Source organism: Streptomyces sp. NPDC024632 (assembly GCF_055559175.1).
This window is the reverse complement of the sequence record NZ_JBVHLD010000004.1, coordinates 337,221-360,525: the sequence shown is the minus strand read 5'-3', so window position 1 is coordinate 360,525 and position 23,305 is coordinate 337,221. Positions and strand designations below refer to the sequence as shown.

15 protein-coding genes are annotated in these 23,305 nt (G+C 71.7%); 8 read left to right on the top strand and 7 right to left on the bottom strand.

Features of this window, described 5'->3' with window-relative positions; all coding sequences use genetic code 11:
* Nucleotides 1–67 precede the first annotated feature (67 nt).
* Complete coding sequence (locus tag ACZ37P_RS11070) at nt 68–2,116, bottom strand: ATP-binding protein (RefSeq protein WP_355341717.1); 2,049 nt, start codon at nt 2,114–2,116, stop codon at nt 68–70.
* Between the two features lie 677 nt (nt 2,117–2,793).
* Between ACZ37P_RS11070 and ACZ37P_RS11065 the strand changes: the two genes are divergently transcribed.
* From ACZ37P_RS11065 to ACZ37P_RS11055, 3 genes are read left to right on the top strand one after another with little or no spacing between them, the layout of a single operon-like run.
* The gene (locus tag ACZ37P_RS11065) at nt 2,794–4,095 is read left to right on the top strand and encodes an ABC transporter substrate-binding protein (RefSeq protein ID WP_391046202.1); all 1,302 of its coding nucleotides are present in this window, start codon (nt 2,794–2,796) and stop codon (nt 4,093–4,095) included.
* Nucleotides 4,095–5,099: a carbohydrate ABC transporter permease gene (locus ACZ37P_RS11060; protein WP_355341711.1), complete on the top strand. Its 1,005-nt coding sequence runs from the start codon at nt 4,095–4,097 to the stop codon at nt 5,097–5,099. Before ACZ37P_RS11065 ends, ACZ37P_RS11060 begins: the two co-directional genes overlap by 1 nt.
* Nucleotides 5,096–6,016 carry a carbohydrate ABC transporter permease gene (locus ACZ37P_RS11055; RefSeq protein ID WP_391045826.1) on the top strand — a complete coding sequence of 307 codons (921 nt, stop codon included), beginning with the start codon at nt 5,096–5,098 and terminating at the stop codon, nt 6,014–6,016. The genes ACZ37P_RS11060 and ACZ37P_RS11055 overlap by 4 nt, the downstream gene beginning before the upstream one ends.
* Before the next feature lie 93 nt (nt 6,017–6,109).
* Here the strand turns inward: ACZ37P_RS11055 and ACZ37P_RS11050 are convergent, their stop codons facing one another.
* Entirely contained in the window at nt 6,110–7,732 is a 1,623-nt protein-coding gene (locus ACZ37P_RS11050; protein WP_391045828.1) for a serine/threonine-protein kinase, read from the bottom strand.
* Between the two features lie 264 nt (nt 7,733–7,996).
* Between ACZ37P_RS11050 and ACZ37P_RS11045 the strand changes: the two genes are divergently transcribed.
* The 4 genes from ACZ37P_RS11045 to ACZ37P_RS11030 all read left to right on the top strand — a co-directional run bounded on the left by ACZ37P_RS11045 (nt 7,997) and on the right by ACZ37P_RS11030 (nt 14,922).
* Nucleotides 7,997–9,232: a hypothetical protein gene (locus ACZ37P_RS11045; protein ID WP_391045830.1), complete on the top strand. Its 1,236-nt coding sequence runs from the start codon at nt 7,997–7,999 to the stop codon at nt 9,230–9,232.
* Between the two features lie 108 nt (nt 9,233–9,340).
* Nucleotides 9,341–10,237 (top strand): acyl-ACP desaturase, encoded by an 897-nt coding sequence (locus ACZ37P_RS11040; protein ID WP_467346107.1) that lies wholly within the window; start codon nt 9,341–9,343, stop codon nt 10,235–10,237.
* Nucleotides 10,234–11,085, top strand: a complete 852-nt coding sequence (locus ACZ37P_RS11035) for an alpha/beta fold hydrolase (RefSeq protein WP_467346106.1) — start codon at nt 10,234–10,236, stop codon at nt 11,083–11,085. The genes ACZ37P_RS11040 and ACZ37P_RS11035 overlap by 4 nt, the downstream gene beginning before the upstream one ends.
* Nucleotides 11,086–11,364: 279 nt before the next feature.
* Nucleotides 11,365–14,922 (top strand): discoidin domain-containing protein, encoded by a 3,558-nt coding sequence (locus ACZ37P_RS11030; protein ID WP_467346105.1) that lies wholly within the window; start codon nt 11,365–11,367, stop codon nt 14,920–14,922.
* A 65-nt stretch (nt 14,923–14,987) separates the two neighbouring features.
* Here the strand turns inward: ACZ37P_RS11030 and ACZ37P_RS11025 are convergent, their stop codons facing one another.
* A complete protein-coding gene (locus ACZ37P_RS11025) occupies nt 14,988–16,448 on the bottom strand; it encodes an ATP-binding SpoIIE family protein phosphatase (protein ID WP_467346103.1) in 1,461 nt (486 codons plus the stop codon).
* Between the two features lie 281 nt (nt 16,449–16,729).
* Here ACZ37P_RS11025 and ACZ37P_RS11020 point away from each other — a divergent pair, with 281 nt between their 5' ends.
* Nucleotides 16,730–17,929 carry a cytochrome P450 family protein gene (locus tag ACZ37P_RS11020; RefSeq protein WP_467346102.1) on the top strand — a complete coding sequence of 400 codons (1,200 nt, stop codon included), beginning with the start codon at nt 16,730–16,732 and terminating at the stop codon, nt 17,927–17,929.
* A gap of 34 nt (nt 17,930–17,963) precedes the next feature.
* Here ACZ37P_RS11020 and ACZ37P_RS11015 read toward each other — a convergent pair whose 3' ends face one another.
* From ACZ37P_RS11015 to ACZ37P_RS11000, 4 genes are all read right to left on the bottom strand, one after another.
* The gene (locus tag ACZ37P_RS11015) at nt 17,964–19,847 is read right to left on the bottom strand and encodes an ABC transporter ATP-binding protein (protein ID WP_467346100.1); all 1,884 of its coding nucleotides are present in this window, start codon (nt 19,845–19,847) and stop codon (nt 17,964–17,966) included.
* Nucleotides 19,844–21,559, bottom strand: coding sequence for an ABC transporter transmembrane domain-containing protein (locus ACZ37P_RS11010; RefSeq protein WP_467346098.1), 1,716 nt, complete (start codon nt 21,557–21,559; stop codon nt 19,844–19,846). The genes ACZ37P_RS11015 and ACZ37P_RS11010 overlap by 4 nt, the downstream gene beginning before the upstream one ends.
* A 40-nt stretch (nt 21,560–21,599) precedes the next feature.
* Nucleotides 21,600–22,499 (bottom strand): response regulator, encoded by a 900-nt coding sequence (locus tag ACZ37P_RS11005; RefSeq protein ID WP_401308348.1) that lies wholly within the window; start codon nt 22,497–22,499, stop codon nt 21,600–21,602.
* 130 nt (nt 22,500–22,629) lie between these two features.
* A complete protein-coding gene (locus tag ACZ37P_RS11000) occupies nt 22,630–23,289 on the bottom strand; it encodes a TOPRIM nucleotidyl transferase/hydrolase domain-containing protein (RefSeq protein ID WP_467346094.1) in 660 nt (219 codons plus the stop codon).
* Nucleotides 23,290–23,305 lie beyond the last annotated feature (16 nt).

Genomic DNA, 23,305 nt, shown 5'->3' with positions numbered 1-23,305 from the left:
ATCGGCCAACGCGCCGTCTCCACGGCGGCGACCCGTGTCACGCGTCACACCCGCCGGGTCACGGCGGTCAGCGTTGCGCCGGGGGCTCCTCGGCGAGAGCGGCGGCCAGCGCGGTGCGGCCGTACTCCGTGGCGCCGCGCCGGTACGCCCTGTCGTACGCGGCGTCGCCGACCAGAGCGCGGGCGGTCGCCTCGCACTGCTCGCGCACCCCGCGCAACTCCGGCGTGCCGCGCTGCGGGTGCCCGACGCTGCGCCAGTACGACTCGCCGACGCCGTAGACGGTGGCCGCCTGCTCGCCCCTGCCCTCGGCGGCCAGCGCGGCGGCCAGCAGGTCGAGGCCGAGCGCGATCCCGAAGGCGTCGCCGAGCAGCCGCTTGCTCTCCAGCATGGTGCGGGCGTGTCCCGCGGCCTCGTGCGGCGCCGACTGGAACAGCGCGATCAGCGCGAGTTGGTACTCCAGGTAGGACAGCGTCCAGACCTCGCCGAGCTGGGCGCAGTGCTGGCGCAGTTCGCGGGCCCGCGCCCGCGCCTCGGGGAGCCGGCCGAGGCCGGTGAGCGCGAAGACCGCGACGAGGTGGCAGCGCAGCCGGGAGGGCGAGTCGAAGGCCCAGCCCGGTACGGCGGCCAGCGCCGCGTCCACGGTGTCGCGGGCGTCCTCGGCGCGGCCGGTGAGCAGGGCCAGCAGCCCGGACAGGTACGCGGCTGCGAACTGCGCCTCCTTGTCCCCGTCGTACGCGGCGGCCCGCGTGGCCAGTTCGCTGACCTGGAGCGCCGAGGGGTAGTCGCCCTGGAGGGTGATGGTCACTCCCAGCGCGCACAGCGCGCGGGTGCGTTCGGGGCCCTGGGTGTCGTGCGCCATCAGCGCGCGCTCCAAGTAGCCGCGGGCTTCCTTGAGATGGCCACAGCAGGTCCAGAAGAAGCAGAGCAGTCCGGCGAGTTCGGCGGCGCGGGCGGGCTCGGTGGCCAGCAGGTGGTCGAGCGCGGTGCGCAGGTCGGTGTGGACGTCGTCTATCTGCCGGTAGCAGCGGGCCTGTTCGCTGCTCGACCACAGGGCGTCGGCGCGCCGGGCCAGCTCCAGGAAGTGCCCGGCGTGCCGGTCGGCCAGGGTGTGTTCCTCGCCCAGCTCGCGCAGCCACTCCTGGCCGTACTCGCGGATGGTGTCGAGCATCCGGTAGCGGTGGCCGTCCCTGCGGACCACGGACTGGGCCACGAGGCGCTCCAGGGTGGCGGCGACGGCGTGTTCGGCCAGCGGGCCGCCGGAGGTCACCGCGCGCGCGGCGGTGAGGTCGAAGGAGCCGCGGAAGACGGTGAGCCGGGCCCACAGCAACCGCTCGACCGGCGCGCACAGTTCGTGGCTCCAGCCGATGGTGGTGCGCAGGGTGCGGTGCCGCGGCGGCCAGACGAAGTCGGCGCGGGCCAGCACGTCGAAGCGGAAGCCGAGCCGGGAGGAGACGTCCTCGACGGTGGAGGGGCCGACCTGGGCCGCGGCCAACTCCAGTGCCAGCGGGATGCCTTCGAGGCGGCGGCAGATCTCTGCGGCGGCGCGGGCGGCGCCGGGGCCCGCGAGGGCGTCGGGGTCGGAGTCGGTCACGCGCCGGGTGAACAGCGCGAGCGCGTCGGCGCCGTCGCCGTCCAGCGGCCCCACTTCGGTCAGTTCCTCGCCCACCAGGTTCAACGGACGCCTGCTGGTGGTCAGTACGGTCAGCCCCGGCGCGGAGGTGAGCAGTTCGCCGACCAGGTGCGCGCACTCGTCGACCAGGTGCTCGCAGGAGTCCAGGACCAGTAACAGGCGCTTGTCCGCGAGCCATTCGCACAGCGCTTCCACCGGCATGCGCGGTGAGTGATCGGAGAGGTCGACCGCGTCCGAGACGGTGGCCAGCAGCAACTCGGCGTTCTCCAGGGCCGACAGGTCGGCCCACCACACCCCGTCGGGGAACCGCGGCGCGGCCCGCTGCGCGGTGCGGGCGGCGGAGCGCTGCGCGATACGGGTCTTGCCGACGCCGCCCGCACCGGTGAGTGTGACCAGCCGGTGGGTCGCGAGCGCGGTGTCCAACCGCGCCAACTCCTCCTGTCGCCCCTCGAAGCTGGTCGTTTCCTCGGGGATGTAGCCCATCATGGGGACAGCCTGGCATCGTCCGGCCACACAGGGCAGCCACACGACCGGAGCAAAACGGGCCGGTGGACTTCCGGAACGATCTCGTCCGGTGTTGGCGATCATTGCCGATCATCGCGTGATGCCCGAACTTTACCGCTATCTCCGGCAATTCGGGCGCGCGGATGTCGAGTTCACCGGGCGGGCGTCCCCGCGACTCGGCCATGGCGCCGGAAGCACGCAATATCAAACATTAGAAGAGATGGATCTTCAGGGCCCGTTGCCCCTTTGGTGCATGTTGTTCCATCCGGTTCGATCGTGCTCGGACCGCCTCCGAGCTGCCACGATCCGACCGCTACCCTGAACCGTCCCTCTCATGCGGGGCGGCAACGGAATTGGGCGGCCAATCAGCACGCTACCTGCACATCACGGTCCGGCAACGCATCCGTAATGGGGCGTTGACGCTCCTGGGTATCTGGCGTAGAACTACCCCTGCGGTTGAGATGGCGTTTCATCTTGGTGACTTCTGTTGGAAATCGATAGGCTACAGGCCCTCCAGAAACGTCCACTCCGCCATCGCTCGCCTACCGCACCCGGAACGGCCACACACACATGGAGGCACCATGTCGGACGTCGAATCAACGGGAAGCAGCACAGCGGGAAGCGGCCTGGACAGCGGTACGTCGCCGTCGCGCAGAAACGTGCTCAGAGGCGTCGCGGGCGCGGCCGGTCTCGCCGTCGTCTCCGGCGGCCTGCTGACCGCCTGCGGCAGCGACTCCAAGGACTCCAAGGACAAGGGCAGCCCCAGCGCCTCCGGCGGCAAGGTCGGCGGCACGGTGACCTTCGGGTCCAACTACTCCGACTCCGCGCCGAAGGCCGCCTTCGCGGCCCTCACCACCGCGGCCGCCGCGAGCACCAAGGCGCAGGTCAAGATCAACACGGTCGACCACAACACGTTCCAGGAGAACATCACCAGCTATCTCCAGGGCACCCCGGACGACCTGTTCACCTGGTTCGCGGGCTACCGCATGCAGTACTTCGCCGCGCAGGGCCTGGCCCAGCCGCTGGACGACGTGTGGGACAAGATCGGCGGCAACTTCGGCGACGCGGCCAAGAAGCTCTCCACCGGCCTCGACGGCCACCAGTACCTGGTGCCGCTGTACAACTACCCGTGGGTGGTCTTCTACAACAAGAGCCAGTTCGCGGCCAAGGGCTACTCCGTGCCCACCACCTGGGACGCCTACGTGGCGCTCGCCAAGAAGATGAAGGGCGACGGCATCATCCCGATCGCCTTCGGCGACAAGGACGGCTGGCCCGCCCTCGGCACCTTCGACATCCTGAACATGCGGATCAACGGGTACGACTACCACACCAAGTTGATGAAGCACGAGATCCCGTGGACCGACCAGGGCGTGCACACGGTCTTCCAGCACTGGGCCGAGATCCTGCCGTACACGCAGACCGGCGCCAACGGGCGGATCTGGCAGGACGCGGCCAAGACGCTGGAGACCAAGAAGGCCGGGATGATGTTCCAGGGCACCAACCAGGTGGCCGCGCAGTACGTCTCGGACAAGGCCGACCTCGCCGACCTGGACTTCTTCACCTTCCCCGCGATCAACCCGTCGTACGGCCAGGACTACATGGACGCGCCGACCGACGGCTTCATGCTCAGCAAGAAGGCCAAGAACCCCGACGCGGCCAAGGCGATCCTGGAGTACATCGGCACCGGGCAGGCCGAGTCGGACTTCCTCAAGACCGACCAGTGGGACGTCGGCCTGGCCACCGGCCTCCAGGTGCCGACGTACAACGCGATCCAGAAGAAGTCGGTCGCCGAGATCGCCAAGTGCAAGGCGGTGGCGCAGTTCATGGACCGCGACGCCGACCCGGCGATGGCCACCGCGATGATCTCGATCATCCAGAAGTTCATCGACGACCCGAGCACGGGCAACATCGCCGGCCTCCAGAAGAGCGCCGAGGCCCAGGCGAAGGCGATCTACTCCTGATGAGTTCCCCCCAGACGCCCGCCCCGGCGGCGGCGGAAACCACGGCCACGCCGAAGGTCCGCCGCCGCCGGGGCATACGCAGGCTGAGTGCGCGCGACCGCGTGGTCGTCGCGCTCCTGCTGGGCATACCGCTCCTGCTCGACCTGGTCTTCGTCTGGTTCCCGGCGCTCGGCACGGTGTTGCTGTCGTTCACCAAGTGGAACGGCGTCGGCAGTCTGCACACCAAGACCTGCCAGCCGAATCTGCCGTCGATCCTCAACAACGGCTGTGTGTACGGCGTCCAGAACTACCACCAGGCCGCCACGATCTACCCGGAGTTCTGGCCCGCCGTCCGGCACAATCTGATCTGGCTGGCCGTCTTCGTCCTGATCGCCACCCCGCTGGGCATGCTCTTCGCCGTCCTCATCGACCGCGGCATCCGGGGCAGCCGGATGTACCAGAGCATCCTCTTCCTGCCCGTGATGCTCTCCCTGGCGCTGGTCGGCATCATCTGGGAGTTCATGTACTCGCAGAACTTCGGGCTGATCAACACCGTCATCGGGCGCAACGGCAACGACAACGCCATCGACTGGCTCGGCAATCCACACCTGAACCTGTGGTCGGTCCTGGTCGAGGCCACCTGGCGGCAGGCCGGATACGTCATGGTGCTGTACCTGGCCGGGCTCAAGGCCGTGGACCCGACGCTGCGCGAAGCGGCCCTGGTCGACGGCGCCAACGCCTGGCAGACCTTCTGGCGGGTGATCTTCCCCGTGATGCGTCCGATCAACATCGTCATCATGGTGGTCACCGTCATCGAGTCGTTGCGCGCCTTCGACCTGGTGTACATCACCAACAAGGGCATCAACGGCCTGGAGCTGCTCTCGGTCCTGGTCACCTCCAACATCGTCGGGGAGACCCAACGGGTCGGCTTCGGCTCCGCGCTGGGCGTGGTGCTGCTGGTGATCTCGCTGGTGCCGATCAGCGTCTTCCTGTACCAGACGTTCAGCCGTGAGGAATCGCGATGACCACCGATACCCTGCCGCGGCTGCACACCGAACCCGCCGCGCGGCCCCCGGGCCCCGGGAAGCCGCGCCCCTGGGGCCAGATCGCCTCGCAGGTCTTCCTGATCTGCGCCTCGGTCCTCTGGCTGCTGCCGATCGCCTTCGCGCTGTACGTGGCCGTCCGCCCGTACTCCGACACCCGCAAGTACGGCTATGTCTCGCTGCCGCACCACCTGACGTTCAAGAACTTCACCGACGCGTGGACCCAGTCGGACATGAAGCACTTCTTCTGGAACTCGGTGCTCATCACCGTTCCGGCGGTGATCGTCGTGCTGGCGCTGGCGTCCGGTGTGGCCTTCGTGCTGACCCGGGTCAACGTCAAGCTCAACATCGCGCTGCTGATCCTCTTCACGGCGGGCAACCTGCTCCCCCAGCAGGTCATCATCACCCCGCTGTACCGGATCTACCTGAAGATCTCGCTGCCCGGCTTCCTCAGCGGCAGCGGCCTGATGTACAACTCGGTCTTCGGCCTCATCGTCATCAACGTGGCCTTCCAACTGGGCTTCTGTGTCTTCGTGCTGAGCAACTACATGAAGTCGATCCCCGACGAGATGTACGAGGCCGCGCTGGTCGACGGCGCGGGGCTGTGGACCCGGTACTGGAAGCTCACCCTGCCGCTGTGCCGTCCGGCGCTCGCGGCGCTGGCGACGCTGCTGACGACCTGGATCTACAACGACTTCTTCTGGGCCATCACCTTGATGTCGTCGGGCGACAAACGCCCGGTCACCTCGGCACTGGCCAATCTCCAGGGGCAGTTCGTCTCCAACCAGAATCTCATCGCCGCCGCCGCGATGATCGCGGCGGTGCCGACGCTGGTGGTCTACATCCTGCTCCAGAAGCAGTTCATCGCCGGTCTGTCGCTGGGCTCCAGCAAGGGCTGAGCACACGGGCAGGGGCCACGCTTCCGCTCCCGTCCCCCAACGGCCGCCTCCGGGAACCCCGTTCCCGGCGGCGGCCGTCCGTCGCGGAGGCGGTCACGCCCGCTTCGCGGCGCCGCCGGCCCTGACCCGCGACGGCAGCCGCAGCCACCAGGACGCCGCGGCGCGGGTCTTGGAGGGGATGCGCAGGTCGCCGGAGACGCGCCGCAGGAGATCGGTCTCGCCGCTGATGCCGAGCCCGTAGACGGCGGCGGAGGCCGCGCGCCCACCGGCCGGGCGGGAGGCGCCGCCGGCGGCGGGGGTCAGCGCCAGCGCGTTCTCCCAGAAGGACCGCGGGCTGACCCCGCCCATGTGCGCGAGCGCCGACGTGGCGGCCCTGACCACCGCCTCCGGCAGGGTGGGAGCGAGCGCCAGCCGCTGGACCAGCGGCCGTTCCGCCGTACCCCCGACGATCCGCAGGGCTTCGAGCAGCCGCCCGGCGAGCGTGACATCGCGGGCGACGGCCAGCCGGGACAGCTCGTACGACATCGCGGCGGCCACCGGCGCCCGGTAGGGGGTGGCCGCGACCATCATGGCCGCGTACAGGCGCATGTCGAAGACCGGGTGCAGCAGCATCTCGCGGACCAGCAGGGGCAGCAGCGGGTCCGTGAAGCGCGGGATCTCGCGGGAGACGGCCGACAGGGCGGAGGCGGTGACGCGGGCGGCGATGTCGGAGCCGTACCGCTCCCCGGCACCGGTACGGGTGCGGGCCGGGAGCGACGGCGGCGCGCCGTCCAGCATGCGCGACACGACCGCGGCGAGCGCGCGTTCCTCCGCCTGGCGCCCGTCGGCGTCGTACGCCACCTGCTTGACCAGCCGGGCGAGCACGGCCGACTGCGGCCGGTCGAAGTGCTGGAGCCGGACCTTGCGGACGCAGGCCAGCAGCGCGCCGAGGAAGGCGCTGTCGTTGGTGGGCCTGGCCAGTTGGGCGAGCACGCCAGAGGCCGCGTCCGGGTGCGCGCTGGAGTCCAGGAGGCAGACCGGTTCGAGGAAGACCTGGTTGTGGGCGTCCGCCGCCCAGGCGATGCACGCCGAGACCGCCGCCACCTGACCCGAGGGGTGGCCGAGTACCCGGTTCAGCGCCTCGTGCCGCTGCTGCCAGGCCAGGCCGTCGGAGACCAGCGACTCGGTGAGCAGGCGTTCGGCCAGGGCCGTCCAGTCCCGTGAGCGCAGCCGCAGTTGGGGGTGGAGGACGAGCAGCACGGTCAACTCGTCCCAATCGGCGCCGGTGACCGGCGCGTCGTCCAGGGCGCGGTCCAGGAGGGTGTCGACCCGCCGTTCCGCCGCGCCGAGATCGCCCGGCGCGCGGGCCAGCAGCGGTACGGCTCCGGCGGACGGGGCCGCGTACCGGTGGAGGATGTCGATGGTGGCGGTCAACTGGCCCGGCGGCAGGCCGAGTAACTGCTCGTAGCGGCGGACCGCGGAATGGCCGACCCTCGTCACGCCGGTCTCCCAGCGGGAGATGGAGCTGACGCTCACCTGCGCGGGCCAGGAGCCGCCGTGGAAGGAGCGGGCGAAGGAGTCGCCCTTCGCCCAGCGCGGTTCGCGGCCGTAGAGCCGGTTGACCCGCAGCAGCCACGCGGCGCGGTCCTGGGTCGTCGGCAGCGGGGCACGCGCGGGGACGGCCGACCGCCGCCGTCCGACCGATCCGTACGGCCGCCCACGCGTGCTGTTCGCCATCGCCACCCCGGTGATCCCTACGCGTCGCGTATTTATTGCAGTGCCCCCCGGCCCGCGCAACGCGCAGTCACATTAGACCCAGCCGACCGTACTGTCGCCATAATCCGGCCAGTCGCGGGAGGGCGAGCCGGATCGCCGGGGCGCACAAAGGGGGCGCGCGCCCGGAACACGCTGTGCGCACAGCGCCTCACCCGACAATTCGGCACGGAATTTCGCACAGGAACACGCAACAAGCGCCACGCACCACCCGAGACAGGGACGCCCATGGCTACCAGCCTGGCTCTTGCCGGAAAGACATTCGACATCTTCACCGCGGAACCCATTCTGCTGTCACGGATCAACGCGAGCCCTCGCCGGTGGCTCTGGCTCTGCGGAATTCCCGTCGTGACCATCGTCCTGCTCTTCGAGTTCTCCGGTCTGTACGGCGCGGTGACCATGCCGCACCTGGGCGGGCAGCTCTGTTCCGACCTGGCCCAATTCCTCAGGTTCGACCGGCCGGACTGCCGACGGCACGCGTCGGCGGGAAATCGGTTTCCGCTCCTGCGCGACCTGCTCTCGCTGAGCGCGATCGTCATCCTGCTGATCACCCCGGCCCTCGTCCAGCGGCAGTGGTCCGCCTTTGAGAACCTGCTGCCGGGAATGGAACGCGACGGATCGCTCACCGTCCCGGCGAACGCCGCCGCGCGGGCGCGGATCCACGCCGAGATCGACCGGACCAATCTGCGATTTCGCCGAATAAGGAATCTGGCGCCGATCATGATCGTCGGTTCGTTCGTCTGCGTCTTCGTCATCTCGCTCAGCGAGAAACGCCTGGGCATCTACTACGCGCTGGCGCCCGCCGGACAGGCGCACGCCTGGGGCAGGGCCGCGTACGCCAACTGGTGGGCGAGCTGGCAGACCTCGCCGGTCGGCGCCATCGTCTACCTCACGGTGGGCACCGCGGGCGTCTACTGGATCGCGGTCATGAACTGCGCGGGCAGCCGCGTACTGCTGTGCCTGTGGCGGCTCCGCGGAGACCTGCACTACGGCGTCGACCCGGCCAACGCCGACGGCAGTTTCGGCTGGGGCCGCGCCCGCGCCGTCCTGGTGCCGACCTACACCTCGATGGCCCTGCACGGCTTCGCCCTGATCGCGGTGGGCATCTCGCTGCCGTTCCCGTGCAGCGTCGTGGTGCTGATCCCGGTGGTCGGCCAGTGGCTGCTCGCGCTGCCCGTATACACCGGGCTGCCGCTGCTGCTCACCCGGCGCTGGGTCCGGGGATTCAAGCGGCGCGAGGAGGCCCGGCTGCGGATCGCGCTGCGGCGGCTGGAGGCCGACCGCGCCGCTCTGCTGGCGGCGGGCCGCTACTTCACCGAGTGCGAGGCGCTGAGCGGGCGCCTGGCCCGCGTCCGCGACATCCGGTCCTTTCCCTTCAACCGGCCGCGCGACATCGTGCTGGCCGCCGCGAATCTCCTCGCCACCGCCGGTGGCGTCTACTCCCTCTTCCTCGTCTGGTACTGACCAGGCGTCACTTCTCGTCGGCCCGCCATTACTTGGCGCCGGCCCGACGTCACTTCGCACGGACTCGGTCGCACCGAACAGCCCGCTCCACATCCGTCTGGGGGATTCATGCGCAAAGACCAGGAAAACCAGCTCCAGGAAGTCTTCGATGCCTACGCGCTCACCTGGGGACCGGTGCAATGGCGGTCGCGAGTCGCGGCCGTCCGCCGTACCGGGAACGACACCTTCGCCTCGATGCTGTACGCGCTCGCGGCCGTCGAGACCGATTCCGCGCTGATGCGCAGAAAGGTGCACGCGATCCGGGGCGACCGGACGAACGCGCTCGCGCAGTTCAACATCCTGTGGCTGGCGGAGGAGGCCGAGCACGGTTACGCGCTGCGCGCCGCCGCTTCGGCGCTCGGCACTCCGAGGAAACCGTCGGCGGTGCGTCGCAACACCCGTCACATCCGCGCACTGGTGACCTGGCCGACGCTGTACGCGGCCGGTCTGCTCATGCCGCACATCCAGGCGATGTACTGCGTTCTGGGCGCGATGCAGGAGTACATCGCGCTGACGACCTACCGGCGGATCGGCGAATTGGTGGGAGATCCGGCACTCGACGATCTGCTGAAGGCGATCGCGCGCCAGGAGTCGCACCACATGAAGTTCTACCGCAATTGCGCGCTGATCCTGCTGGAGGAGCCGGGCGCGCGCAGGACCGCGCGGCTGACGATGCCCACGCTGTGGCGTCCGCCGGGCATCGACCTGCTCGGCCTCGGCCAGTGGCTCGACGTGTTCGGCCCGCTGCTGCGCGACCCGGTGTACGCCGACCGGCTCGCGCGGGCCGACGCCGTGCTCGGGGACCTGATCGAGGACCACTCGGTGACGCCGATGACCTCCTTCCTCGCCAAGGCCGGACCCCGGCTGCACGCGGCGGACACCGCCCCTGCGCCCGCCGGGAGCACCGCGGTCCGCCTGCCCCTCGTCGGGGCCGCCGACCGGTCCGTCGGCGGGCGGCGCCGATGAGGTCGTTCCGCTCCGGCGGCTGGGAGTTCCCGGTCGGCGACGCGGGGCCGCGCGACGGCGAGCCGGTGGTGCTGCTGCACGGCTTCCCCGCGGGCCCGGCGTGCTGGACGCGGGTCGCGCGGGCGCTGGGCGCGGCGGGTGTACGGACGCTCGCCCCGCTCCAGCGCGGGTACGCCCCCGGCGCCCGCCCGCGCCGGGCGCGCGACTACCGGCTGCCGCTGCTGGTCGAGGACGTCCTCGGCCTGCTGGACGCGGCGGGCCTGGAGCGCGCGCATGTCGTCGGGCACGACTGGGGAGGCAGTGTCGCCTGGGCACTCGCCGAGCGGGCGCCGGACCGGGTCGCGTCACTGACCGCCGTGTCGATGCCGCACCCGGCCGCCCTGGGCCGGTCGCTGCTGACCAGCCGTCAGGCCCTGCTCTCCTGGTATCTGCTCTTCTTCCAACTCCCCTGGCTGCCCGAGGCGGTGATCACCCACGACCGCGGGCACACCGGAGCGCGCTGGCTGCGCCGGCTCGGCCTGGAGGAGGCGACGGCCCTCGGGTACGCGCGGCGGTTCGTGACCGACCGGGCCGCGCTGACCGGCGCGCTCGGCTGGTACCGGGCGCTCCCCCGCGAGGCGGCCCGCGGGCTGCGGGCCGCGCCGGTGTCGGTTCCCACGCTGTTCGTGTGGGGTACGGCGGACGCCGTGATCAGCGCGCGGTCGGCGTGGCTGACCGAGCGCTGGACGGCGGGTCCTTACGCCTTCCACCCACTCGTCGGCGGCACGCACTGGCTGCCGGAGCAACGTCCGGACCTGCTGGCCGAGTTGATCCTCGGACAGCTCGCGAACCACCCCGCCGCCCGCTGAACCGGACCCGCCGCGATCCGGAAAACAGGCCGACTCCGACCCCAAAAACCGTTATCCATACGGGCGTTGGCTCCGGCGCTGTCACGGGGATTGACACTGTTCAGGCGTTGCAAGAGACTCCCACGGAGAGCGCTCTCCGCCGTCATCTCCGGCCATTGTGCGACGAGTCCGGAGCAATTCGCAGCCGCCACCGTGGATGCCGCCGCCTGCCGCCCGTCGCCCGTCCGGCGACGGCCTCCACGGTGATCAGAGTCATCACACCCCCACGTGGAGATGCACATGAGCCTCCTGTCCACATTTCTGAGGTCCGTCAGACGGCGCAGACCGCTGGTGGCCGTCGCCCTCGCGGCGGCCCTGGCGACCGGCGGTGCCATCGGCACCACGACCGGTACCGCGCACGCGGCCGACACCCTGCTGTCCCAGGGCAAGACCACCACCGCCTCCTCGACCGAGAACGCGGGCACCCCCGCCTCGGCCGCCGTCGACGGCGACGTCGGCACCCGCTGGTCCAGCGTGGCCGGTGACCCGCAGTGGCTCCAGGTCGACCTCGGCGCGTCGGCGACCATCAGCTCGGTCAGCCTCAACTGGGAGACCGCGTACGCCACCGCCTTCAAGATCCAGGTCTCCGACACCGGCACGACCTGGACCGACGCCTACTCGACCACGACGGGACCCGGCGGAAAGCAGACCCTTTCCGTAAACGCTTCCGGGCGCTATGTCCGGATGTACGGCACCGCGCGCGCCACCGGATACGGCTACTCCCTGTGGGAGTTCCAGGTCTACGGCTCGACCGGAGCCGCGGGCGGCACCTGCGGCACCGCCAACGCCGCGCTCAACCACCCGGCCACGGCGTCCTCCACGGAGAACGCGGGCACCCCCGCCTCCGCGGCCGTCGACGGCAACGCGGGCACCCGCTGGTCCAGCGCGGCCGGTGACCCGCAGTGGCTCCAGGTCGACCTCGGCTCCTCGCAGGCGGTCTGCAAGGTCGGTCTCACCTGGGAGGCGGCCTACGCGACCGCCTTCAAGATCCAGGTCTCGGACAACGGCACCACCTGGACCGACGTCTACTCCACCACCACCGGCACCGGCGGCACCCAGAACCTCACGGTCAGCGGCACCGGGCGCTACGTCCGGATGAACGGCACCGCGCGCGCCACCGGATACGGCTACTCCCTCTGGGAGTTCCAGGTGTACACCACCGGGAGCGGCGGGACCGGCGGCGGCACCGGGGGCACCGGGGGCACCACCACCCCGCCCACCAACGGCGGCGGCGGGGACTTCTCCGGCACGGTGATCTCCGCCTACAAGCAGGTGTCGGCCTCGTCGTACGAGGGCGGCAACGCCCCGGCCGCCGCTCTCGACGGCCGTACCACCACCCGCTGGTCCAGCCTCTCCACGGACAACGAGTGGATCCAGGTCGACCTCGGCAACATCGGCAAGATCAGCGGCATCGTGCTCAACTGGGAGTCGGCGTACGGCAAGGGCTACCACATCGACGTCTCGGACAACGGCACGGCGTGGACGCCGATCTACACCACGGCCAACGGCCCCGGCGGCATCGAGCGGCTGCCCGTCACCGGCCAGGGCCGCTACGTCCGGCTGACCGGCACGGCCCGCGCCACCGGATACGGCTACTCGCTCTGGGAGTTCCAGGTCTACGGCACGGTGGACAACTCCACCGCGACCCCGCCGCTGCTCTCGGCGCCCACCAAGGCCCCGGCCACGCTCAACCAGTTCGCGCTGTCCGCACCGGCCGACAAGGCCATGGTCACCAACACCCGGCGTCCCGCGCTGAGCTGGGCGGCCGTCGGCGGCGCCGCGCACTACGAGGTGTGGCTCAACATCAGCCGCACCGACTACGACTTCACCGCGTCGGGCAATCTGCTCGACCTCTACACCAAGGTCGCCGAGCCCACCGGCACCACCTACACGCCGAGTTGGGACATCACCGACCGCTGGACGTACAAGTGGTTCGTCGTCTCGGTCAGCGGTTCGGGCGCGAAGACGACATCCAACATCCGCACGTTCAGCGTCTATCTGCCGGACGTCAAGCAGGCGGCCGACGGCATCAGCATCATCAACGGCGCGCGGGACCTCAACAAGGACGGCTCCATCGAGCCGTACGAGGACTGGCGGCTGCCGGTCGACACGCGGGTCGGTGATCTCCTCGGGCGGATGACGCTGGAGGAGAAGGCGTTCCAGATGTTCTACAACGTCCAGTCGTACCCGATGTCCGGCTGGCACTTCGGACCGGCGCAACCCGCCGACCTGGACAACGTCCTGAAGTCCACGGCGGCCACCCGGCTGGGCATCCCGCCGGTCTCGGCCGGTGACACCACCGCCGGTTACCAGACCACGTATCCGTTGCAGAGCACCCTGGCGGCGGGCAAGGACTATCCGCTCGACTACAAGCTCGGCGACATGCAGCGCAAGGAGGAGCTGGAGGTCGGCGCGCGCGGCACGCTGTCCCCGCTGGCCGAGGTCGGCACGAAGGTGCTGTACCCGCGGATCCAGGAGGGCGGCGGCGAGAACGCCGATGTGGCGGCGGCCCAACTGCGGGCGCTGGTGGCCGGTTTGCAGGGCGGCCCGGAGCTGAACCCCGGCTCGGTGCTCGCCACCGTCAAGCACTGGCCCGGTGAGGGCGCGGGCGGCGAGGCCGGCATCGTCTACGACGGGGTCACGATCAAGTACCACATGATCCCGTTCAAGGCCGCGATGGAGGCGGGCGCGGTCAACATCATGCCCGGCTACGCGGGCAGTTCGTATCTCGACCCGGGCGGTCCCGGCGCGGGCGACAGCGCGAAGATCCTCACCTACCTGCGGCAGAATCTCGGCTACACCGGTCTGATCACCACGGACTGGCTGCCGTCGACGGCCTGGATCAACGCGGCCAACGCGGGCTCCGACGTGATGGGCGGCGCCGACCCGGGCGCTGCCGACTTCACCATGGCGAGCTTCGAGAACAGCGTGCCGCTGGCCCGGATCAACGACGCGGTCACGCGCATCCTGAAGCTCAAGTTCGAGCTGGGCATCTTCGACCACCCGTACGGCGACCCGGTCAACGGCCCGTACCGCTTCCACCAGCCGAGCTACACGGCGCTGGCCAACCAGGCGTCGCGGGAGTCCAACACGCTGCTGAAGAACAACGGTGTGCTGCCGATCAGGCTCAACTCCGGTGACAACATCGTGGTCGCGGGTCCGCGGGCGACCGACGGCGCCGCGTGCTGCATCTGGTCCAGCTACTTCCACCCGGACTACGGCTCGCTGACCGTGCTCGACGCGATCAAGGCGAGAGCGGCGACGGCCGGGGTCAACGTCTACCAGGACACCGGACCGGCCCCGAAGCTCGCGGTCGTGGCGGTCGGCGAACCGTCGTACACCCACGCCACCTCGTGGCCCGACACCCAGCCGTATCTCCCGGCGGACCAGCTCGCCCTCATCCAGAATTTCAAGAACCAGGGAATTCCGGTGGTGGTCGTGCTGACCCTGCCCCGACCCATCGTCATGAGCGACTGGAACAACCTGGCCGACGCCATCGTGGTGACCTACCGCGGCGGTGAGGAGGTCGGACCGGCGACGGCCAGCCTGCTCTTCGGCGACTACACCCCGCGCGGCAAGCTGCCCTGGCAGCTGCCCAGAAGCCTCGACCAGGTGCTCAAGCCCGGTGGCGGCGACAATCAGGCGGACGCCAACGAGGCGTGGGACCTGCCCTACGACCTCGGCGCCACCGCGGCCGAGCGGGCCGACATCCGGGCGAAGATCGACGCCGGTCAGACGGTGCCGACGACGTACGGGAACCCGCTCTACCCCTACGGTGCCGGTCTGACGAGCTGGTAGACCGCACCGGTTCGTGAGATCGCAGCGCCCCCCGTCGGCTCCCGCCGACGGGGGGCGCTGCCCGTTCAGGCCCCGCTCAGGGCCGGGACCTGCTGCTCGACCCAGATCGTCTTGCCGTAATCGCTGTAGCGCGTCCCCCAGCGGTCGGCGAGCTGCCCGATGAGGTAGAGGCCGCGCCCGCCCTCGTCCAGGAGTTGGGCGTGCCGCATGTGCGGCGAGGTGTCGCTGCCGTCGGAGACCTCGCAGATGAGCCCCGCGTCCCTGATCAGCCGGAGCGAGACCGGGCCGCGGGCGTGGGTGACGGCGTTGGTGAGCAGTTCGCTGACCACCAGTTCGGTGGCGAAGGCGTGGTCGGACAGGCCCCACTCCTCCAGCCGGGCCATGACCGCGGCGCGGGCGGCCGGGACGCTCTCCGGGAGCGCGGGGTACTCCCAGCTCGCGACGTTCGCGCCGTCCAGGGTCCTGGTGCGGGCCAGCAGCAGCGCCACGTCGTCGTCGTGTTCCGCGGGCAGCCCCGACCAGACGCGGTCGCACAGCGCGTCGAGGCTGTCGGTGGCGGGCAGCAGGGCCCGCGCGAGGGCGGCGACGGCCGCGTCGGTGCCCTGGTGGCGCAGGTCGAGCAGGCCGTCGGTGTAGAGCGCCACGACCGTGCCCTCGTCGAGGGTGAGGGTGCTGCTCTCGAAGGGCGTGCCGCCGACGCCGAGCGGCGGATTCTCCGCGAGCCGCTGGAATTCCACCCGGCCGTCCGGGTGGACGAACGCGGGCGGGGTGTGGCCCGCGCTGGCCACCGTGCACTGCCGTGAGATGGGGTCGTAGACCATGTACAGGCAGGTGGCGCCCAGCTCGCGGTCCGCGTCGTCGTCGGCGAGGCGTACCGCCAGGTCGTCCATGCGGGAGAGCAGTTCGTCGGGCGCGAGGTCGAGGTCGGCGAGGGTGTGCACGGCGGTACGCAGCCGCCCCATCATCGCCGCCGCGTGGATGCCGTGGCCCACCACGTCCCCCATGACGAGCGCGACCCGTGTGCCGGACAGCGGGATCACGTCGAACCAGTCGCCGCCGACGCCCGCCGCGGTGTCGGCGGGCACGTAGCGGTAGCTGGCGTCCACGGCGCTGTTGCGCGGCACCTTGTGCGGCAGCAGGCCCTGCTGGAGCCCCAGGGCGATGTCGCGGCTGCGGGTGAGCTGCTGCGCCCTGACCCTGGCCTGGCTGATCAGGACGGCGACCACGGCGGAGGCGGCGAGGAACGCCAGCTTGACCAGCCAGAGGTCGGTGCCCTCGGTCAGCCAGTGCCGCAGCGAGGCGTACATCGCGACGGTGAGGGCGCCGAGGACGGCGGTGACGGTGACCGAGTGCACCGCGGCGGCCAGGAAGGGCACGACCGCCAGGGCCAGCCCGAAGTGACCGTCGGGGGCGGTGCCGACGATGGCGGAGCCCGCTCCGACCAGCACGGCGGAGGGCACGACACGCGCGACGCGAGCGAGCAGGCGGCCGGATACGTGCGGCCCCCCTGCGTACACGACGTCCATTCCGGCCCACTTTCGGTTCGGCACGGCGCTGTCCCGCAGCCCGAGCCCATGACAAAAGCCTACGTCACAGACGTATCGGCTGATCCTGGACAGCAGTGGGGCGGGAAGATACGCGGGATACGGATGAGGCGCGCGCCGGGGCCGGGGGCGGGATCGCGCCGATCTCCCGGCGGGAAGCCCCGAACACGCGGTGCGACGGCCCGTGACGCCGTAACGTCCCCTCGGCACGCTGCCCAGCCTCCGGCCGGACTCCCGGCCGCTGTCCCCCGGGGAGGACACGTATGACCACGGACGCCGTCGTCGATCTCGGCGCGCTCGGCGAGGAGTTCAGACGCGACCCGTATCCGGTCTACGCGGAGCTGCGCGCACGGGGGCCGGTCCACCGGGTGGTGATCCCCGAGGGCCACGAGGCGTGGCTGGTCGTCGGGTACGAGGCGGGCCGCGCGCTCCTCAACGACGCCCGGCTGTCGAAGGTGTGGTCCAACGCGGCGCCCGAACTGGGCGTGCGGACGGTGGCGTCCGGCCTGTCCATGCTGAGTACCGATCCGCCGGTGCACAGCAGGCTGCGCAAGCTGGTGGCGCGGGAGTTCACCCCCCGCCGGGTGGACGCGATGGCGCCGCGGGTCCAGGCGCTCGCGGACGGCATGCTGGACGCGATGGCGAAGGAGCCCTCGCGCCGCGGCGACCTGGTGGAGTCGCTGGCCTTCCCGCTGCCGATCTCGGTCATCTGCGATCTGCTCGGCGTGCCCTTCATGGACCGCGAGCAGTTCAGGACCTGGTCGAACATCGCGCTGTCCACCTCGTCGGCGCGGGCCAGGGCGGACGCGGCGGACGCGATGAACGACTTCCTCGTCCGCCTGGTCGCCGACAAGCGCGAGCGGCCGGGCGACGATCTGATGAGCGCCCTGATCCACACCGCGGACGAGGACGGCGACCGGCTCAACGCCGAGGAGCTGCTGGGCATGGCCTGGGTGCTGCTGGTCGCGGGCCACGAGACCACGGGCAACCTGATCTCCAACGGGGTCCTGGCGCTGCTCACCCACCCCGAGCAGCTCGCCGCGCTGCGCGCCGACCCGGAGGGTCTGATGGAGGGCGCGGTCGAGGAGATCCTGCGCTACGACGGCCCGGTGGAGACGCCCACCTACCGCTTCTCGACCGCTCCGGTCGAGGTGGGCGACACGGTGATCCCCGGTGACGGGCGCTTGGTGCTGGTCGCGCTCGCCGACGCCGACCGCGACCCCGCGCGCTTCCCCGACCCCGACCGCTTCGACATCCGCCGCGACGCCCGGGGCCACATCGCCTTCGGGCACGGCATCCACTACTGCCTGGGCGCGCCGCTGGCCCGCCTGGAGGCCAGGATCGCGCTGCGCGGCCTGCTGGACCGCTTCCCCGCCCTGGCGCTCGACGCGGACCCGGCCGGGCTCGAATGGCGCGGCGGCCTGCTCATCCGGGGTCCCGAGCGGCTGCCGGTGCGCTGGTGACACCGCCCCCGAGTGGCCCGCCGGTGACGGCGGGCTACTCGCCGTGCCAGGAGTGCCACAGCGCCGCGTAGCCGCCGCCGGCCGTGACCAGCTCGTCGTGGGTGCCCAGCTCGGTGACGACCCCGGCCTCCATGACGGCGACGCGGTCCGCGTCGTGGGCGGTCTGGAGCCGGTGGGCGATGGCGATGACGGTGCGGCCCTCCAGCACGGTCGCCAGCGCGCGTTCCGTGCTGCGGGCGGTGGCCGGGTCCAGCAGGGCGGTGGCCTCGTCCAGGATCACCGTGTGCGGGTCGGCGAGGATCACCCGCGCCAGCGAGAGCTGCTGCGCCCTGGCGCCGTCCAGGTGGCGGCCGTCGCCGCCCAGGCGGGTGTCGAGGCCGTCGGGCAGGTCGTCGGCCCAGCCGGTGTCGACCGCGTCCAGCGCGGCGCGCAGCTCCTGGTCGGTGGCGGCGGGCCGGGCGATCAGCAGATTGTCGCGCAGCGTGTCGCGGAAGACGTGGTGGTCCTGGGTGACCAGCACGATCTGGCGGCGCAGGCGGTCCGGCGGCAGGTCGGCGACCGGCACCCCGCCCACGGTGACCGAGCCCGCCCGCGGCCGGTCGATCCCGGCCAGCAGCCGGCCGAGCGTCGACTTCCCCGCGCCCGAGGGACCGACGACGGCCAACCGCTCCCCCTGCCGCACGTCGAGGTCCACGCCGTGCAGGATGTCGCCGACGTGGTCGTAGGAGTAGCGGACGCCGCTGACCTCGATCCGGTCGTCGGCCGGCACCGCGTCGGCGTCGGTGCGCGTACGCGGCAGCATGTCCAGGCCCTCGACCCGCGCGTACGAGGCGCCGCTGCTCTGCAACAGCTCGACCCGCATCAAGATCGTGTCCAGCGGCCCGACGAGCTGCCGCAGGTAGACCGCGGAGGCGACGACCGTGCCGAGCGAGACACCGCCGTGGTCGTACAGCGCGCCGCCGACGAGCAGCACGCCGAGGACGGGCAGCGCGTACGAGATGTCGACGCTCGGGAAGTACACCGAGCGCAGCCACAGGGTGCCGAGGCGGGCGCGTCCGGCGCCGGCGATGGCCGCCTCCGCCGTGGCGATCCGCCGCTCCTGGAGGCCGAGGGCCTCGACGGTACGGGCGCCGCCCGCGGTCGCCGCGAGGACTTCGGCGAGTACGGAGTTGGCCGCGCCCTCGGCGAGGTACGCGGTCCGCGCGCGGCGCAGGTACCAGCGGGTGGCGACCGCGATCACCAGCAGGCAGGACAGCCCGCACAGGCCGAGCAGCGGGTCGAGCACGAGCACGGCGACGATGATGAACAGCGCCTGCATGGTGGCGATCAGCACGGTCGGCACGTCGCTGCGCAGCGTCGTCGCCACGACGTCGATGTCCGTGGTGCCGCGCGCCGCGAGGTCGCCGGTCGGCGCGTGTTCCACGACGGCGGCGGGCAGCGCGAGCGTACGGTCCACGAAGCGCTCGCGGATCCGCGCGGCGGCGCGCTCGCCGAACTGGGCCGCGAGGTTGAGCGCGTACCGCGACAGCACGGTCTGGACGACCGTTGCGACCACGATGGCCACCGCCAGCCGGTCCACGGTGGACACCGCGGCGTGGCCGGTCGAGCCCCTGACCGTGTCCACGATCCGGCCCAGCAGCCATGGGCTGACGAGGCCGGCCGCGGCGGCCAGCGCGTTGAGGCCGAGGACCGCGGAGAACGCGCGCTTGTCGGCGGCGAGCTCGCCGACGGCGGCGCGCCGCACCCGCTCCTGGTCGGCGACGGGGAGCGCGGCGGACAGGACGGCGGGCGCCTGCCCGGCGGGCGGCTCCCCCGGCGCGGTCAGGACTTTGGTACCGGCGGCAGGGCGCGGCACGGGGACACCGTCCCGCCGGGACGGTTCGGTGTCCGCCGCGGGCGGGTCGCTCGGCGCGGTCATCGGATCGCCTCTTCCTGTGCGCCGCGCGAGACCAGCGCGCGGTAGCCGGGCTCGGTATGCAGGAGTTCGTGGTGCGGGCCGACCGCGACCGCGCGCCCTTCGACGAGGTAGACGACCTCGTCGGCCCGGTCGAGCACCAGCGGCGAGGTGGTGGTGACCACCGTCGTCCGGCCGGTGCGCGCGGCGCGCAGCCCGGTGGCCATCGCGGCCTCGGTGTGGGTGTCCACCGCGGAGGTGGGTTCGACGGCCAGCAGCACTTCGGGGTCGGCGCAGACCGCGCGGGCCAGCCGGAGCCGCTGGCGCTGGCCGCCGGAGAGATTGCGGCCGCCCGCGCTGAGGGAGGAGTCGAGGCCCGCGGGCAGCGCGTCCACGATGTCGGTGGCCGCGGCCGTGCGGATCGCGGCGCGCACGGTGGCGTCGTCCGGGTCGGCGCGGCCCGAGACGGCCTCGCGGACGGTGCCGCTGAAGAGCGCGGCATCGTTGTCGGCGACCAGGACGCGCTCGCGTGTCTCGCGCAGCGCGACGGTGTCGAGCCGCAGGGCGCCCCACTCGGCGTCGGAGGCGGCGAAGCGGCCGAGGCGTTCCACGACGGCGGCGGTGTCGGCGGGGCGGGCGGAGGCGAGCGCGGTGAGGACGCCGGGGCGGACGACGACGCCGGAGAGCGGGTCGCGCAGCGCGGCGGGCGACGGCGGGGCGGCCGCCGGGTGCGCGCCGTCGGACTGTTCCGGCGTCAGGGCGAGGAAGCCGGTCACGCGGCGGGCGGCGACCAGCGCGCGGGCCACGTCGTTGCCGCCCTCGATGAAGAAGAAGACCGGGACGACGAGCATGGCCGCGTAGCCGTACACCGCGACCAGTTCGCCGATGGCGAGCGAGCCGTCGGCCGCCATGCGCGCGGCGAGCCAGGTGACCAGGGCGAGGAAGAGGGCGGGCAGCCCGACGGCGAGCGCGCCGACCCAACTGGTGACGGAGCCGACCCGGTAGCCCTGGTCGCGCAGCGCCTGCGAGCGGCGGCGGTAGCGGGCCGCGTAGACGTCCTTGCCGCCGAGGCCGTTGAGCACGGGCAGCCCGGTCGCCACGTCGACCAGCAGCGCGGTCAGTTCGCCCTGCTCGTCGCGGTAGCCGGTGCCGACCCGCTGGAGGCGGCGTTGCAGCGGGCCGACGGTGACGGCGACCAACGGCACACCGGCCAGCACCACGAGGGCGAGCAGCGGCGAGATGGACAGCAGCACGGCGGCGACCGCCAGATACGAGACGGCCGCGCCGATTCCGGGCCCGGTGACGGTCAACGACTGGGCGATCACCATGACATCGGCCATCCCGATCGCCACCACCTCGCCCGCGCTCATCCGGTGCGGCAGCGTGGCGCCCAGTTCCGTGGCCCGCCGGACGGTGGCGCGTACGACGCGGAAGGAGGCGTCCATCCGCACCTTGGTCATGGTGCGGTGCCGGGCGATGCCGATGAACGCGTTGAGCACCCCGACGCCGAACATCGCCGCGGCCCAGCCGAACAGCGCGGTGTGGTCGCGCGGTCGGAGACCGTCGTCGACGGCGCGGGAGAGCAGATAGGGCGGTACGGCCAGGCCGAGCATCCACACGGTGCCGAGGGTCGCCCCGGCCGCGACCCGGCCGGGCTGGTTTCTGACCAGCCACAGCAGGAAGCGGACAGGGCTTCGGATGTCCCCCGGGGTGGGTGGGGAGAAAGTGTCGGCCATTCCCGCACCCTATGCGGGGGTGCGGGACGGGTCCGAGCGGTTATTCGCCGGGCGCGGGCAGCGTGGCGGAGGTCTCCAGGAAGAAGGCGTCGATGCGCTGCACGGCCTCAAGGAAATCGTCCAGATTGACCGGCTTCGTCACATACGCGTTGGCGTGCTTCTGGTAGGCGTCGGCGATGTCGTCCGGCGCCGCCGAGGTGGTCAGCACGACCAGCGGAATGGAGCCCAGTTCGTCGTCGTCCCGCAGGACGGCGAGGAATTCCCGGCCGTTCATGCGCGGCATGTTGAGGTCGAGCACGATCAGGTCGGGGCGCTCGTGCTCCGGGTCGCGCAGGTACTCCAGCGCCTCGATGCCGTCGCCGACGTGCGAGAGCTGCCGGGTCATGCCGCCCTCGGACAGCGCGTCCTCGATGAGCAGGGCGTCCGCGGGGTCGTCCTCGACCAGCAGGACGCTGTATGTGCGGCGCGGGGTGAGGGCGTTCATCGGGTCGCTCCTGATCATGAGGGGCCTCGAGGGGGGATTCGAGGTGAAGACGAGTCCTGGCCAGCGCCGCCGGGCGCCCTGCCGGGTGATGCCCCACGCCTGGCCGAGCCGCGGGTAGTTCGCGCCGAGCCGGACCGCGGCCGCGGCCTCCTGCGCCGCGCACCGGTCGACGGCACGCATGAGATGGGCCAGCACGCGCAGCCGGTTCAGCGGCGCGGCGGCGGGCTCGGGGTCCTGCCCCCACGACGTGTCGCCCGGCGCCAACTCGTCGAATCGCGCGGCCAGCTCACCGACGAGGTCGCGTACGGCGGCGTCGGTCAGGCCGGTCATGGCCCGCTCGACGGAAGCGGTGGGCTCAGCGGCTCGACCGGGTCCCGCGGCCTCGGCGGGAGGGGCGGGGACGGCCGCGGACTGCTCCCGGCCGCCTGGTTCGGTGGCCGTCACGGGGATCGGCATGCTCCGCATCCTAGGGAGGAGATCGACATCATGACAACATTGGTTGTCGAGGGGCGCGGGCGCGGAGGGCGTGCGGACGCGACGAATCCGTCACCGTATGCGTCGCTCTGTCCGCAGGGGCGGTGCGCGGTCAGATGTGCGCGAGCAGCCCGTCCAGCGGGCGCGGGACCTGGTGCGGCTCCAGCGCGTCGACCAGCGCGTGCGCGTACTGCGACTTGCGTCCGCTGTGGGTGCCGATGAAGCGCCGGAGCTGGCGGTCGACCGGGCGCTCGCGCTGCGCGGGCTGCTTCTGGAAGATCCGGAAGGAGCGCGCCTCGCCCAGTTCGGCCGCGACCTCCCGTACCGCGTCGGTGCCCAGGGACCGGATCAGCTCCTCCTCCAGGTCCGCGACGCAGACGTGGAAGCCGAGCGCCTCCATCTGCGGACGGTCGCGGGGCGAGCCGACGCCCGCGCGGTTCAGGGCGCGCAGGAAGTAACCCTCCTCCGCCTCGTCGCACAGGCCCGCCAGCGCCAGGTCGAGCCCCTCGGGGCCGACCAGGCTCAAGAAGCGTCCGATGCTCATGGCGCCGCCGAGCGGCACGACGACCGTTCCCTCGGCGGCCAGGTCCCGGCCGCGCCGGACCGCGAGTGCCTCCACCGCCGCCTGGTCGCTGGTCCCCTCGACCAGCACCGCGGTCCTCACGTGCGTGGCCGCGGCCAGCTCGCGCGCCGCCGCCTCGGCCGCCGCGGCTCCCGTACCGCCCGCGGCCCACTCCACCACCGCCAGGCCGAAGCGCGTCATCGTGTCCACGCGGCCCAGTCTCCCC

Bases quoted from the DNA above. Each gene is read 5' to 3' on its own strand.
- ACZ37P_RS11050 (WP_391045828.1), bottom strand. From the start codon at position 7,732: ATGGCGAACAGCACGCGTGGGCGGCCGTACGGATCGGTCGGACGGCGG.
- ACZ37P_RS11055 (WP_391045826.1), top strand. From the start codon at position 5,096: ATGACCACCGATACCCTGCCGCGGCTGCACACCGAACCCGCCGCGCGG.
- ACZ37P_RS11045 (WP_391045830.1), top strand. From the start codon at position 7,997: ATGGCTACCAGCCTGGCTCTTGCCGGAAAGACATTCGACATCTTCACC.
- ACZ37P_RS11025 (WP_467346103.1), bottom strand. From the start codon at position 16,448: ATGGACGTCGTGTACGCAGGGGGGCCGCACGTATCCGGCCGCCTGCTC.
- ACZ37P_RS11030 (WP_467346105.1), top strand. From the start codon at position 11,365: ATGAGCCTCCTGTCCACATTTCTGAGGTCCGTCAGACGGCGCAGACCG.
- ACZ37P_RS11040 (WP_467346107.1), top strand. From the start codon at position 9,341: ATGCGCAAAGACCAGGAAAACCAGCTCCAGGAAGTCTTCGATGCCTAC.
- ACZ37P_RS11060 (WP_355341711.1), top strand. From the start codon at position 4,095: ATGAGTTCCCCCCAGACGCCCGCCCCGGCGGCGGCGGAAACCACGGCC.
- ACZ37P_RS11005 (WP_401308348.1), bottom strand. From the start codon at position 22,499: ATGCCGATCCCCGTGACGGCCACCGAACCAGGCGGCCGGGAGCAGTCC.
- ACZ37P_RS11015 (WP_467346100.1), bottom strand. From the start codon at position 19,847: ATGACCGCGCCGAGCGACCCGCCCGCGGCGGACACCGAACCGTCCCGG.
- ACZ37P_RS11070 (WP_355341717.1), bottom strand. From the start codon at position 2,116: ATGATGGGCTACATCCCCGAGGAAACGACCAGCTTCGAGGGGCGACAG.
- ACZ37P_RS11010 (WP_467346098.1), bottom strand. From the start codon at position 21,559: ATGGCCGACACTTTCTCCCCACCCACCCCGGGGGACATCCGAAGCCCT.
- ACZ37P_RS11035 (WP_467346106.1), top strand. From the start codon at position 10,234: ATGAGGTCGTTCCGCTCCGGCGGCTGGGAGTTCCCGGTCGGCGACGCG.
- ACZ37P_RS11020 (WP_467346102.1), top strand. From the start codon at position 16,730: ATGACCACGGACGCCGTCGTCGATCTCGGCGCGCTCGGCGAGGAGTTC.